The organism is Micromonospora sp. NPDC005710 (genome assembly GCF_040630995.1).
Classification (GTDB): Bacteria; Actinomycetota; Actinomycetes; order Mycobacteriales; family Micromonosporaceae; genus Micromonospora.
The window spans coordinates 115,574-127,797 of sequence record NZ_JBEXYP010000013.1; the positions used below are offsets into that span (position 1 = coordinate 115,574).

At 71.3% G+C, this 12,224-nt stretch carries 13 protein-coding genes; 5 read left to right on the forward strand and 8 right to left on the reverse strand.

Features of this window, described 5'->3' with window-relative positions:
- Positions 1-69: 69 nt before the first annotated feature.
- Entirely contained in the window at positions 70-1,101 is a 1,032-nt protein-coding gene (glpX, locus tag ABZ406_RS19125) for a class II fructose-bisphosphatase (protein ID WP_357763134.1), read from the forward strand.
- Positions 1,098-2,069 carry a DMT family transporter gene (locus tag ABZ406_RS19130; RefSeq protein WP_357763137.1) on the forward strand — a complete coding sequence of 324 codons (972 nt, stop codon included), beginning with the start codon at positions 1,098-1,100 and terminating at the stop codon, positions 2,067-2,069. The genes glpX and ABZ406_RS19130 overlap by 4 nt, the downstream gene beginning before the upstream one ends.
- 199 nt (positions 2,070-2,268) lie before the next feature.
- Here the strand turns inward: ABZ406_RS19130 and ABZ406_RS19135 are convergent, their stop codons facing one another.
- The 6 genes from ABZ406_RS19135 to ABZ406_RS19160 all read right to left on the reverse strand — a co-directional run bounded on the left by ABZ406_RS19135 (position 2,269) and on the right by ABZ406_RS19160 (position 7,595).
- Positions 2,269-3,237, reverse strand: coding sequence for an NAD(P)/FAD-dependent oxidoreductase (locus ABZ406_RS19135; RefSeq protein WP_357763357.1), 969 nt, complete (start codon positions 3,235-3,237; stop codon positions 2,269-2,271).
- A gap of 107 nt (positions 3,238-3,344) precedes the next feature.
- The gene (locus ABZ406_RS19140) at positions 3,345-3,998 is read right to left on the reverse strand and encodes a rhomboid family intramembrane serine protease (RefSeq protein WP_357763140.1); all 654 of its coding nucleotides are present in this window, start codon (positions 3,996-3,998) and stop codon (positions 3,345-3,347) included.
- A gap of 106 nt (positions 3,999-4,104) precedes the next feature.
- The gene (locus ABZ406_RS19145; protein WP_357763143.1) at positions 4,105-4,788 is read right to left on the reverse strand and encodes a transglycosylase SLT domain-containing protein; all 684 of its coding nucleotides are present in this window, start codon (positions 4,786-4,788) and stop codon (positions 4,105-4,107) included.
- Between the two features lie 277 nt (positions 4,789-5,065).
- Positions 5,066-6,481 (reverse strand): PhoH family protein, encoded by a 1,416-nt coding sequence (locus ABZ406_RS19150; protein ID WP_357763146.1) that lies wholly within the window; start codon positions 6,479-6,481, stop codon positions 5,066-5,068.
- 402 nt (positions 6,482-6,883) lie between these two features.
- Positions 6,884-7,219 (reverse strand): hypothetical protein, encoded by a 336-nt coding sequence (locus ABZ406_RS19155; protein WP_196921060.1) that lies wholly within the window; start codon positions 7,217-7,219, stop codon positions 6,884-6,886.
- A gap of 31 nt (positions 7,220-7,250) precedes the next feature.
- Entirely contained in the window at positions 7,251-7,595 is a 345-nt protein-coding gene (locus ABZ406_RS19160) for a hypothetical protein (RefSeq protein WP_030328857.1), read from the reverse strand.
- 264 nt (positions 7,596-7,859) lie between these two features.
- Here ABZ406_RS19160 and ABZ406_RS19165 point away from each other — a divergent pair, with 264 nt between their 5' ends.
- The 3 genes from ABZ406_RS19165 to otsB all read left to right on the forward strand — a co-directional run bounded on the left by ABZ406_RS19165 (position 7,860) and on the right by otsB (position 9,711).
- Positions 7,860-8,303 (forward strand): XRE family transcriptional regulator, encoded by a 444-nt coding sequence (locus ABZ406_RS19165; RefSeq protein ID WP_130407314.1) that lies wholly within the window; start codon positions 7,860-7,862, stop codon positions 8,301-8,303.
- A 162-nt stretch (positions 8,304-8,465) separates the two neighbouring features.
- Complete coding sequence (locus ABZ406_RS19170; RefSeq protein WP_357763151.1) at positions 8,466-8,819, forward strand: hypothetical protein; 354 nt, start codon at positions 8,466-8,468, stop codon at positions 8,817-8,819.
- A 67-nt stretch (positions 8,820-8,886) separates the two neighbouring features.
- On the forward strand, positions 8,887-9,711 hold the full coding sequence (otsB, locus tag ABZ406_RS19175; RefSeq protein ID WP_357763154.1) for a trehalose-phosphatase: 825 nt from the start codon (positions 8,887-8,889) through the stop codon (positions 9,709-9,711).
- Positions 9,712-9,752: 41 nt separating this feature from the next.
- Here otsB and ABZ406_RS19180 read toward each other — a convergent pair whose 3' ends face one another.
- Together ABZ406_RS19180 and ABZ406_RS19185 are read right to left on the reverse strand one after the other, a co-directional pair.
- Positions 9,753-10,523 (reverse strand): isoprenyl transferase, encoded by a 771-nt coding sequence (locus tag ABZ406_RS19180; protein ID WP_357763157.1) that lies wholly within the window; start codon positions 10,521-10,523, stop codon positions 9,753-9,755.
- 31 nt (positions 10,524-10,554) lie between these two features.
- Positions 10,555-11,697 carry a geranylgeranyl reductase family protein gene (locus ABZ406_RS19185; RefSeq protein WP_357763160.1) on the reverse strand — a complete coding sequence of 381 codons (1,143 nt, stop codon included), beginning with the start codon at positions 11,695-11,697 and terminating at the stop codon, positions 10,555-10,557.
- Positions 11,698-12,224: the final 527 nt, after the last annotated feature.

A 12,224-nucleotide genomic window follows, 5' to 3' on the forward strand; every position in this document is an offset into this window, starting at 1 on the left:
GACAAAGCCGGCAGTGGGGTGTCCCTGCTGCCGGTCGTCCCCGCACCGTCGCGAGGAGGAGTAGCCGTCATGACGAACACCAGGACGCGGATCCCGCAGGATCTCGACCGAAACCTTGCCCTCGACCTGGTCCGGGTCACCGAGGCCGCCGCGATGGCCGCCGGCCGGTGGGTCGGTCGGGGCGACAAGGAGGGCGGCGACGGGGCCGCTGTCGACGCGATGCGCAAGCTGATCAACTCGATCCAGATGCGCGGTGTGGTGGTGATCGGCGAGGGCGAGAAGGACAACGCCCCGATGCTCTTCAACGGCGAACACGTCGGTGACGGCACCGGCCCAGAGGTGGACGTCGCCGTCGACCCGGTGGACGGCACCACCCTGATGAGCAAGGGCATGCCGAACGCCGTGGCGGTGCTCGCCGTCTCCGAGCGGGGTGCGATGTTCGACCCCAGCGCCGTGTTCTACATGGAGAAGCTCGCCGTCGGGCCGGCCTACGCCGACGTGATCGACATCAACGCCGGTGTGGCGGAAAACCTGCGCCGGATCGCCAAGGTCAAGGGCACCGACGTCTCCGAGGTGACGGTCTGCGTGTTGGACCGGAGCCGCCACGACGACCTGGTAACGCAGATCCGCCGGACCGGGGCGGGTATCCGGTTCATCTCCGACGGCGACATCGCTGGCACCATCGCGGCGGCCCGGGGCGAGTCGGACGTCGACGTGTTGATGGGCATCGGCGGCACACCGGAGGGCATCATCTCCGCGTGCGCGCTGAAGTGCATGGGCGGTGCGATGCAGGCCAAGCTCTGGCCGCAGGACGACCAGGAGCGGGAGAAGGCGATCGCCGCCGGCCACGACCTCGACCGGGTGCTCGGCACCGATGATCTTGTTACCGGCGACAACTGCTTCTTCGTGGCGACCGGGGTCACCTCCGGCGACCTGCTGCGAGGGGTGCGCTACCGGGCGGGCGGCGCGTACACCCAGTCGATCGTCATGCGCTCGAAGAGCGGCACCATCCGGGTGATCGACTCGTACCACCGGTTGGAGAAGCTGGCGCTCTACTCCGCTGTCGACTTCGACGGTCGTCCGCTGGCCGAGCAGGAGTGACGGCCGCCGACACGGCGACCCCGCAGACTCTGTCGGCCGCCCGCCGGATCACCGGCGTCGCGCTGGCGTCGATCGCCGGGGTCGCGGTGGCGGTGCAGTCGCGCATCAACGGCGAGCTGGGGGTACGCCTCGACGACGGTTTCGCCGCCGCGGTGATCTCGTTCGGCATCGGCCTGCTGGTGTTGCTGGTGCTGGTGCCCGCCACCCCCGGTGGCCGGCGGGGGCTGGTGGCGACGCGGCGGGCCCTGCGGGCGGGCACGCTGCGGCCCTGGCAGTGCCTCGGCGGCATGTGTGGGGCGTTCCTGGTGGCCACCCAGGGCCTGACCATCGGCACGTTGGGCGTGGCGGTCTTCACAGTGGCGGTGGTGGCCGGCCAGACCGGGAGCAGCCTCCTGGTGGACCGGGCCGGGATCGGGCCGACGGGCCGACAACCGGTCACCCGACAGCGGCTGGCCGGTGCGGTGCTCACCGTGCTGGCGGTCGGCCTGGCTGTCGGCGACCGACTGGGCGACCTGGGCGCGCTGGCACTGGCCCTGCTGCCACTGCTCGCCGGGGTGGGCATCGCCTGGCAGCAGGCCGTCAACGGCCAGGTCCGGGCGGCGGCCGACAGCGCGTTGACCGCCACGCTCGTCAACTTCGCCGTCGGCACTGTCACCCTGCTCGTCGCATTCGCCATCGACCTCGCGGTACGCGGGTTGCCCAGCGGCCACCTGCCGACCGAGCCGTGGCTCTACCTGGGCGGGCCGATCGGCATCGTGTTCATCGCGATCGCCGCCGCGATCGTCCGCTTCACGGGTGTGCTGCTCCTCGGCCTGGCCACCATCGCCGGGCAGATCGTGGGTGCCGTCCTGCTGGACCTGGTCCTCCCCACGGCGGCCTCGCACCCGGGCGTGAACACCCTGCTCGGTGCGGCGCTGACAATGGTGGCGGTGCTGGTAGCCGCGCTGGCACCCCCCGCCCGCCGCTAACCACCCACCCCCGCCCCCACCCCCGCGCCCCACGCCCCCGCCCTGTCCCCGCCGATCTTGCAGTTTGTGCTGCGACATAACGGCCCTAAGGCGCGATTCGACAACACAAAGTGCAAGATCGGCGGGAACAGGGGCCGGGGCGCACGGCGGCCAGCGAGGGCCAGGGTCCGAGAGGGCCAGGGTCCGAGAGGCTCGGCGGTCAGCCTCCGTCGGAGGAGTGGCCGGGGAAGAGGTGTGCGCTCGGGTCGATGGCCACTGCCGCGTTGTTGACAGCCGTCGCCGCCTCACCGAAGCCGGTGGCGATCAGCCGGACCTTGCCCGGGTACTCGGTGATGTCGCCCGCCGCGAAGACCCGGGGCAGGTTCGTGGCCATCGCGCTGTCGACCAGGATGTGGCGGCGGTCCAGCCGTAACCCCCACTCGGCGAGAGGGCCCAGGTCGGCGGTGAAGCCGAGGGCGGCCACCACGACGTCCACCGGCAACACCTCGGTCGCGCCGCCGCGGACTGTCACCTCGGCACCGGTCACCGTGCTGTCCCCGAGCAGCCTGGTGACCTCGGCGTTGACCACGACCCGCACCGGCAGGGAGAGCACCCGGGCGACAGTCGAGGCGTGGGCCCGGAACTTTTCCCGTCGGTGCACGAGGGTCACCGACCGGGCCAGCGGTTGCAGGGCCAGCGCCCAGTCGAAGGCGGAGTCGCCGCCGCCGACGATCAGCACGTCCCGGTCGGTCAGCTCGGTCGGCTGGGTTACGAAGTAGACGATCCCCGAGCCGGGGGCACCGTCGGCGCACGGCAACGGACGGGGGCTGAAGCTGCCGAGCCCACCGGTGACCACTATCGCGCCGCAGGCGAGCTGCTCGCCACCGGCCAGGCCGAGGACCGGGCGACCGTCGGCGTACGACAGCTTCTCCGCCCGGGTGCCCAGCAGGTACTGCGGATCGAACGGGGCCGCCTGGGCCACCAGGTTGGCCACCAGGTCGCGGCCCTTGACGGCGGGGAAGCCGGCGACGTCGAGGATCAGCTTCTCCGGGTACATGGCGGTCACCTGACCGCCCTGCTCGGGCAACGCGTCGATCACCGCCACCGACAGCCCACGGAACCCGGCGTAGTACGCGGCGAAGAGGCCGGCCGGACCGGCCCCGATCACGGCGACATCGACCTCGCGCATGGCGTACCGTCGCTTTCCGCTCACGGATCAACGCGTGCTGATCTCGACCGTAGGCGGGCGACGGCGGCCGGGCAAGCATGTCCCAGGGGCGCGCCGGGGGGATGATTTCAGGGCAGGCTGAGCGTCGAGCCCGAGTAGTCGGGGCCGTCGACAGTGGGTCGCCGCCGACGGAACAGGATCGCCGCCACCACCCCGCCGAGCAGGCCGAACAGATGCCCCTGCCAGGAGATCCGCTCGTCGGTGGGGAGGATGCCGACAAGCTGCCAGCCGTACAGCAGACCGACCAGGAGGAAGACCGCGAAGTTCCACCAGCTGCGCTCGACGATGCCCCGGGTGAGCAGGATGCCCAGGTAGCCGAAGATGACGCCGCTGGCACCGACCACCACCGAGTTCGGCGAGCCGGTGAACCACACGCCGAGCCCGCTGACCAGGATGATGACGAGTGTCGACCAGAGGAACCGGCGGGCGCCGGCGGCGAGGACGAAGGTGCCCAGCAGGATCAGCGGGATGCTGTTGCTGTAGAGGTGGTCGAAGCCGTGGTGCAGGAACGGGGAGAAGAAGACCCCGTCGAGACCGTCGATGCGCTTCGGAATGATGCCGGCGGTGGCGTCCAGGCCGAACGCGAGCCCCTGGTCGACGGCCTCGATGAGGAAGAGGAACGGGACCACCGCGCACATGGCGACGAACGCCCGGCCGAGCGAGGCGTAGAACGCCTCGGTGCCGAACCGGAACGGGTCGCCGTTTGGCGGGTGCAGGCTCACTCCACAACTGCTATCAGCAAAAGCGGCCGACCGCCACTCACGTCCCGTCCGGGTACGCGCGACGGCGGGGCGGGTGGAGAGCCACCTGCCCCGCCGTCGGGAGCTGTCAGTAGTGGTTGTTGTTCTGGAAGAACCGCCAGGCGCCGCAGGGCGAGTCGTACCTGCCCTTGATGTAGCTCAGCCCCCACTTGATCTGCGTGGCCGGGTTGGTCCGCCAGTCGGAGGCGACAGTCCCCATCTTGCTGCCGGGCAGGGCCTGCGGGATGCCGTACGCACCGGACGAGTTGTTGGCGGCCTTGTGGTTCCAGCCGCTCTCCTTGGTCCAGAGCTTCTCGAGGCAGGGGAACTCGGCGATGCCGAAGCCCTTGTCGATCATGAGGGCACAGCCGACCTTGCGGTTGCCGCTGTACTCGGCGCAGGACGCCGGGATCGGCCCGTCGTACGGCTTGGCCGGCGCGTTCGCCGCCGTCGCCGCGCGCTCACGCTTACGGGACGCCGCGGCGGCCTCGGCCCGGCGGGCCCGCTCGGCGGCTTCCTTGGCGGCCTGCGCCGCCCGCAGCTTGGCCTGGTACTCCGCGGCCCGCTGCTTGGAGAACTGCACCTGGTGGGCGGCCTGCCGCTCGCGCTGGTACGCGAGGTCGGCCCGGTCGACCTCGAGGCTGACCTGCTCGGTCAGACCCTGTTGCTGGGCTTCCCGGTCTTCGCCCAGGTAGAAGCCACCGGCAACGCCCACGGAGAGCAGCGCCACGGCAGCCGTACGGGCGCCCAACCGGCTCCACAGCCGACTCACGAAGTGGTCCCTTCGTCGGGAGCAAGGACGAGGCGCGGCGCGGACCACAGGTGGGTCGTCAGCCGTGCCACGAGCGCCCCGACCGGGTGCCGGTCGCGGCGACGCACCGACCTTCGCCGATGTCGTCCGTCTCGGGACGAACGATCACCAACGATTCCGGTGGTGCATGGACGCTCGTGGGACACGATTGCGCACGGTGAGGCTGATGGGAAACCAACCAGGCAGTTTGTGATCTGCACCACAACGAAAATGCGGACAAAAGCCCGCATACCACCCGTCAGATCGGGATGTCCTCCAGGAGGTCGGTGACCATCGCGGCGATCGGCGACCGCTCCGAACGGCTGAGGGTGACGTGCGCGAAGAGCTGATGACCCTTGAGCGCTTCGATGACAGCCGTCACCCCGTCGTGCCGGCCGACCCGCAGATTGTCCCGCTGAGCCACGTCGTGGGTGAGCACCACCCGGGACCCCTGCCCGATGCGGGACAGCACCGTCAACAGCACCCCGCGCTCCAGCGACTGGGCCTCGTCCACGATCACGTAGGCGTCGTGCAGGCTGCGCCCCCGGATGTGGGTCAGCGGCAGCACCTCCAGGATGCCCCGCGAGGTGACCTCCTCCAGCACGTTCTCGTGCACCACCGCGCCGAGCGTGTCGAAGACCGCCTGGGCCCACGGCGACATCTTCTCCGACTCCGAGCCCGGCAGGTAGCCCAACTCCTGACCGCCGACGGCGTACAGCGGGCGGAACACGATCACCTTCTTGTGCCGACGGCGTTCCATCACCGCCTCCAGGCCGGCGCAGAGCGCCAGCGCCGACTTACCGGTGCCGGCCCGGCCACCGAGCGAGACGATTCCGATCGACTCGTCCAGCAGCAGGTCGAGAGCGATCCGCTGTTCGGCGGAGCGCCCGTGCAGGCCGAACGCCTCCCGGTCGCCCCGGACCAGACGCACCGACTTGTCCGGCAGCACCCGACCGAGCGCGGAGCCCCGCGCCGAGTGCAGCACCAGACCGGTGTGGCAGGGCAGCCCGGCCGCCTCGTCGAGGTCGAGCGACTCGCCCGCGTACAGCTGACCGATCTGCTCCTCGCCCAACTGCATCTCGGACATGCCGGTCCAGGTCGGGTCGCTGGCCTGGCCGTGGCGGTACTCGTCGGCGCGCAGACCCACCGAGGCCGCCTTGACCCGCAGCGGCATGTCCTTGCTGACCAGGGTCACCTCCCGCCCCTCGGCGGCGAGGTTCAGCGCGACGGAGAGGATCCGGGCGTCGTTGCTTCCGGTGCGGAACCCGGGCGGCAGGACACCGTCGTCGGTGTGGTTGAGCTCCACCCGCAGGGTGCCGCCGACGTCGTTGGCGGGCACCGGGCGGTCGAGCCGGCCGTGCCGGATCCGGAGGTCGTCGAGCAACCGCAGCGACTGCCGGGCGAACCAGCCCAGCTCCGGATGGTGCCGCTTGCCTTCCAGTTCGGTGATGACCACCAGAGGTAGCACCACCTCGTGCTCCGCGAACCGGTGGAACGCCGCCGGGTCGGAGAGCAGCACCGAGGTGTCCAGGACGAAGGCCTGGCCGGCTGGTCGTGGCTCCTTGGGGTCGGCCGGCGCGGCGGCCGCCGAACGGCGGCTCCTGGTGGCGCGGCGGGTCGTGGCAGTCGCGGCCGGGGTCTGGTCGGCACCGGCGGTGGTACGGCGAGTAGTCACAGGCCTGCTCCGACGGATGGGCACCCGCCACCCGTGTTCCGCCTCCTCCGGTGCCCGGGGACACGGGGTCGGATGCGGAACCCCGTGCGCGAGGTCGCAGATCCGGGCGGACCGGCTGGCTCGGGAGAACCCCGTGCCATGCCTAGACGCTAGCCCCGCCGGACCCTCCCGGCTAGAGGCCGAACGTGGATCTCCCGGAGACGCTCTCGTGAACAGCGCTCTCAGCAGTCGTGGGGCCGGCGGCGAACACGGCGGAACCGGCCGGGATGCATGCCCCCTGCGCGCATCCCGGCCGGTGGGGCCACTGTCACCGGTCTGACGTGACCCCCGACGGTGCGTGTCCGCCGCGGACGACGCACCGCGTTCGTGGCGCCGGTCGGCGAGGTGACCCCGCCGCCGACCTCAACCGGTACGTCGGACGAGCGTGCCGGTCGGATGCCGCCCGGTGATCGGGGCGGCGGGCGCGCTGAACGACGAGCCGGTGTACGTGGTGCCGGGGCGTTCGACCACTCCGGCGGAGCGGACCACCCCCGCGGGCGAGACCGACAGCGCCGAGGCGATCGCCGCCTGGGCGTCCCGTCGACGCCGGTTCCAGGCGCCCCGGTCACCGTCGAAGTAGCCCTGCCGGTAACCGAAGCGGTAGCCGATGCGGTAGCTGAGCTGACCATGCAGCCGACCGGCCGCGTAGCTGGTGGCACCGAGCACCAGGACGAGGAACACCGCGAGGAACGGGCTCATCGGGCAGCTCCGGCCCAGCCGGGACGCCAGCTCATCGCTCCTCCGGCTCGATCGTCGTGGGGTCGGCGACGAGCAGCCGGTCCAGGTCGTCGGTGCTGACCTCCTCGACCAGCTCGACGCTGATCCGGCAGCCGTCCAGCACGACCTCGGCCACTGAGGACCGGCGGATCTCGCCGCCGGCGTCGTAGACCCGGACGCTCAGCTCCGGGCAGCCGAGATGGGTACGCCAGGCGTTCCACTCGGCACGATCACCGACGCTCAGCGACAGGTAGCGGCAGCCTCGGGCGAGGTAGAGGCGCCAGGGGGCGGTCAGCCCCGCGGCGACCCCCTCGGCGATCAGCCCGAAGGCCTGGGCGCGGGTGGCGAGCTCGGTCACCACGACCCCCTGGCACCGGGGGCGTGACGCACGCGAGCACCAATCGTCTCATGCACGTGACACACCGTAGATTGTCCCATGGGCGTGACAGTATCAGCTTTTCGTCCGCTTACGTTTGCCACTACGTTCATCTATTCTGCCCGCGTGACACCCCTCGACAGTGGCACTGAGTCGTTTACCGGAAATCCGAAGCCATCGTCACGTCTGCGTGACAGTGGCGAGCCGGGGCACCCGCTCTCCGCCGGCTGGCCGTACCGTCACGGAGTGACCGAGACGGCCAATGCGCGGAAGATCGCCTTCGCCACCTTCGTCAGGCGGGCCCTGGACGAGGCGCGGGCCACCCGAGCCTGGAGCGGCACCGAGGTGTCCCGGCGCACCGGCGTCTCCCGGCAGACCATCAACCGCTGGGTCCGGGGCGACTGGGCCAGTGACCCGGAGGCCGAGCGGGTGGTCGCCTTCTGCGAGGGCCTGGGGCTGAATCCGGCCGCCGCCTTCGCCGCGCTCGGCTGGGACCGCACCGCGGCCGGCCCGCGCGCCGGTCAGGCGGCCCCTCCGATGGACCCCGACGTGGAGGCGTTGCTGCGCCGCCTGGTCGATCCGCAGGTGTCGGATGCGGAGAAGTTCCACATCCGGGAAACCATCAGATACCTCGCTTACCGCCCAACGTTGCCGGTCGATGTCCGAAAAAGGGGCAATCAGGCAGGCTAGTTCCTCAGATGGCGAAAGAACGCCTGGTCAGGTTCATTCGTTTGCCTCCGGGGCTGGAACGGGCACGCTAGCGTCCCTATTCGTACTGCTTGGGCTCGTCATCGGCGGGGGGACGGGACAAGGCCGAACCTAGCCCTGCGGGACAGAAGGAGGGGTCTGTCCATGACCCTGAAGTGGTTGGCAGTCGTGGTCGCAACGGTGTCGGTGACACTGTGGGCGACCGGCAACACGGTGACCCTCGCGGTCGACGGCGGGCAGCTTCCGCTGCTCGTCAACCTCTTTGCGCTCGTCACCGCCGGCACCGCGGTCGTTCTGGCCGTCGTCGCCGAGCTGCACGAGCGTCTCAACAACCGAATCAGTGCGCTCACCGAGTTCCTGGTGGCACGGCTCAACGAGATCGAGAACCACACCGGTGATCGCAACACCGGGTTCGTGGAGGGCTATCTGTTGAGCCATGGCCAGGAGGCCGCGGTGGTGCCGTTCGGCCGGCGCGGACGAGGAGCCGCCGAACGCTGATCGCGAACCGCTGAACGGGTCCACTCGGCCAGGAATGACCCTGGATCGCCGGGGTACGCTGACGCGCGTGCCGCCGTTGAATCTGGGCAATCAGCAGCCGAGGACCCCGTTGAACGCCGACCAGGCTTGGCAGGCAACTGCCGGCCGGGCGGCCGGGACCGTGCTCTTCTTCGACTTCGACGGCACGCTCGCGCCCGTCGACGACGATCCGAGTGCGGTACGCCCGGCTCCCAAGGCGATGGCCGCGATCGAGGCACTCGCCCCGATCGTGCAGAGGGTCGCGATCGTGTCCGCCCGACCCGTCGAGTTCCTTCGGGATCAGCTCGGCGGGCTCGTCGGCGTGGACCTCTACGGCCTCTACGGCCTCGAACACAGCCACTCCGGCGGGGAGACTGTCACCGAACCGGCCGCCCTGCCCTGGGTGCCGACCATGGCGGAGCTGGCCGACCTGGCTCGGGCGGAGCTGCCACCGGGCACGCTCGTGGAGTACAAGCGCCTCTCGGTCGCCCTGCACTGGCGTACCGCCCCGCAGCTCGGCCCGACGGTGCAGCAGTGGGGGCAGGCGCAGGCCGACCGCCTGGGGTTGCGGTCGCAGGCCGGGCGGATGGTGCTGGAGCTGAAGCCGCCTGTCGACCGGGACAAGGGCATGGTGATCGGCGAGGCGATCAAGGGTGCCACCGGCGCCTGGTACTTCGGCGACGATGTCTCCGACATCAAGGCCTTCGCCGCGCTGCGCGCCCGCGCCGCCGCCGACCCGGAGTTCCTCGGCGTCTGCGTGGCGGTGGCCAACCCGGAGACCGGCCACGAGGTGGCCAACGCCGCCGACCTGACGATCGAGTCGCCGGCCGCCCTGGGCGACTTCCTCACCCGGGCGCTGGCCCACCTGCCCTGAACCGACCTGCCCGAGCGGTGACCGACGGCGTCACCGCCGGGTCAGGCGCCGTAGCGGCGCTGCCTGGTGGCGTACGAACGCAGGGCCCGCAGGAAGTCGATGTGCCGGAAATCCGGCCAGTTCAGCTCGCAGAAGTAGAACTCCGAGTGCGCGGACTGCCAGAGCATGAACCCGGACAGCCGCTGCTCACCGCTGGTGCGGATGACCAGGTCAGGGTCCGGCTGACCTCGGGTGTAGAGGTGCTCGGCGATGTGCTCGACGTCCAGCACCTCGGCCAGCTCCTCGATCGTGCCACCGGCGGCGGCGTGCTCCAGCAGCAGCGAACGGACCGCGTCGGCGATCTCCCGGCGACCGCCGTAACCCACCGCGATGTTGACCTCCGCACCGCCGCTGCGCTCGCGGGTGCGCTCCTCGGCGCCCTTGAGCGCCGCCGCGGTCTGTGCCGGCAGCAGGTCGAGCGCCCCGACGATGCGCAGCCGCCAGGGGTTGCCCTCCTCGGCCAACTCCACCACCAGATCCTCAATGATCTTGAGGAGTGGGTCCAGCTCACTCGCCGGACGGCGCAGGTTGTCGGTGGCCAGCAGGTAGAGGGTCACGTGCCCGACACCGGCCTGGTCACACCAGCCGAGGACATGCTTGATCTTCGCCGCGCCGACCCGGTGCCCGTCGTTCGGGTCGACGAAGCCCATCTCCCTCGCCCACCGGCGGTTGCCGTCGCACATCACCCCTACGTGCCGGGGCACCGGCTTACCCGCGAGCTTCGCCGTGAGCCGGCGCTCGTACACGGAGTAGATAAGGTTCCGCAGCGTCATCACCTAGCAGCGTAGCGACCCCTCAGCCCGTTCACTGCCTCGGAGCCCCATCCCCGCCGCCCAGACCGATGCCGATCATTGCGAGCGTGCGACCGGTGAGGCGTCCGTCACCCAGTCCCAGTTCGACCACGTCGTAGAACACGCGGTCGTCCCGACCGGCCGCCCGGACCGCCGCGTCCACCACCCGGCGTCGCCGGGCCAACCAGGCCGCGACCGAGCTGTGCCGCAGGTGGGTGCCGAGCCGGCGACGCAACCCGTGGGCGTAACGACCGGCCGCACCCCCGGGCGACCGGGCTGCCGCCGATCCGGCGAGCGCGCCGGAGAGCAACGCGTAGAAGATCCCCTCCCCGGTGAACGGATTGATCAGCGACAGCGCATCCCCGGCCAGCAGGGTGCGCCCCCGTCCCGGCGACGGCCGGTGAGTGGAGAGCGGCAGGTGGTGGGCGCGCAGCGCGGTAACTGTCGCCAGGTCGGTGCCGGGCAGCAGCGCGGCCAGCCGTTCCAGCAGGTACGCGCGGCTCAACGGGTCACCACGCAACACCTCTCCGTACCCGACGTTCGCCCGCCCGTCGCCGATCGGGAACGACCAGGCGTACGCCGGCCAGCGCGCCTTCGATGTGACGATGAGTTGCTCGGACGGGCCGGGCAGAGCCGGGGCGTACCCCCGGATGGCAAGCGCGAGGTGCCGATCGGGGTTCTGCGGGTGGCCGAGCGCCCGACGCACCACCGAGCCCGCGCCGTCCGCGCCGATCACCACCCGGCCGGACACCTGCCCGTCGAGCACCACCCGGTCGGCGCGCGGCTCGACCTGGCGCACTGTGTGCCGGCGCAGTTGCGCGCCGGCGGCCACGGCGGCCGCCACCAGCCGCGCGTCGAAGACCTCCCGGGGCACCGTGTAGGCGGGTCGGGGCAGCGCCCGAGCCACCTCGCCACCGCCCGGCGCGATCATGCGTAACGCCGGCAGCGGCGCGTAGCCCGCCACCGCCTCGGTCACCCCCAGCTCGGCGAGCACGTCCACCGAGTGCGCGGCGATCCCGTCACCGCACGCCTTGTCCCGGGGAAAGTCGGCCCGGTCCAGCAGCAGCACGCTGGCACCCGCCCGGCGCGCCGACAGCGCGGCAGCCGCACCGGCCGGCCCCGCCCCCACCACCACCACGTCGAACTCGTCGTCCACCACAGGCCTCCCTCTAGTCCGACGCGGTGCCGCCGCTCCCCGCCGGGCAACCCGGTCGGCCTCGCGGCCGGCCGCTCCCGCCTGGGAACCCGGTCGGCGCGGCGCCGCCGCTCCCGCCGGGCAACCCGGTCGGCCGCGCGGCCGGCCGCCCCGACGACCTCCGGCAGCCACCTGGACGCCGACCGCTGTGACCGACGCCACCCGCCATCCTGCCCCCTATCCGCACGCGAACACCGCTCCCGCGCTGCGCCGGCCGGTCTCAACCACAACCGCCCTTTGCTCTGCACCCCTATAAGCGACGGTTACCGTCCGCGACTGTCGCCTATAGGGGTGCAGAGCAAAGGAGGTAAGTCAGCGAAGAAGGGGGCAGAGCAAGGAGGGGCAGAGCAAAGGAAGGAGGCAGCACGCACGCCCAGGCAGCACGCAGGGCGAGGCAGCACGCAGGGCGAGGCAGCACGCAGGGCGAGGCAGCACGCAGGGCGAGGCAGCACGCAGGGCGAGGCAGCACGCAGGGCGAGGCAGCACGC

What these genes read in the sequence shown, in the direction of transcription:
- glpX (WP_357763134.1), top strand. Translation starts at nt 70, where the DNA reads ATGACGAACACCAGGACGCGGATCCCGCAGGATCTCGACCGAAACCTT.
- ABZ406_RS19135 (WP_357763357.1), bottom strand. Translation starts at nt 3,237, where the DNA reads ATGCGCGAGGTCGATGTCGCCGTGATCGGGGCCGGTCCGGCCGGCCTC.
- ABZ406_RS19155 (WP_196921060.1), bottom strand. Translation starts at nt 7,219, where the DNA reads ATGAGCCCGTTCCTCGCGGTGTTCCTCGTCCTGGTGCTCGGTGCCACC.
- ABZ406_RS19170 (WP_357763151.1), top strand. Translation starts at nt 8,466, where the DNA reads ATGACCCTGAAGTGGTTGGCAGTCGTGGTCGCAACGGTGTCGGTGACA.
- ABZ406_RS19180 (WP_357763157.1), bottom strand. Translation starts at nt 10,523, where the DNA reads ATGACGCTGCGGAACCTTATCTACTCCGTGTACGAGCGCCGGCTCACG.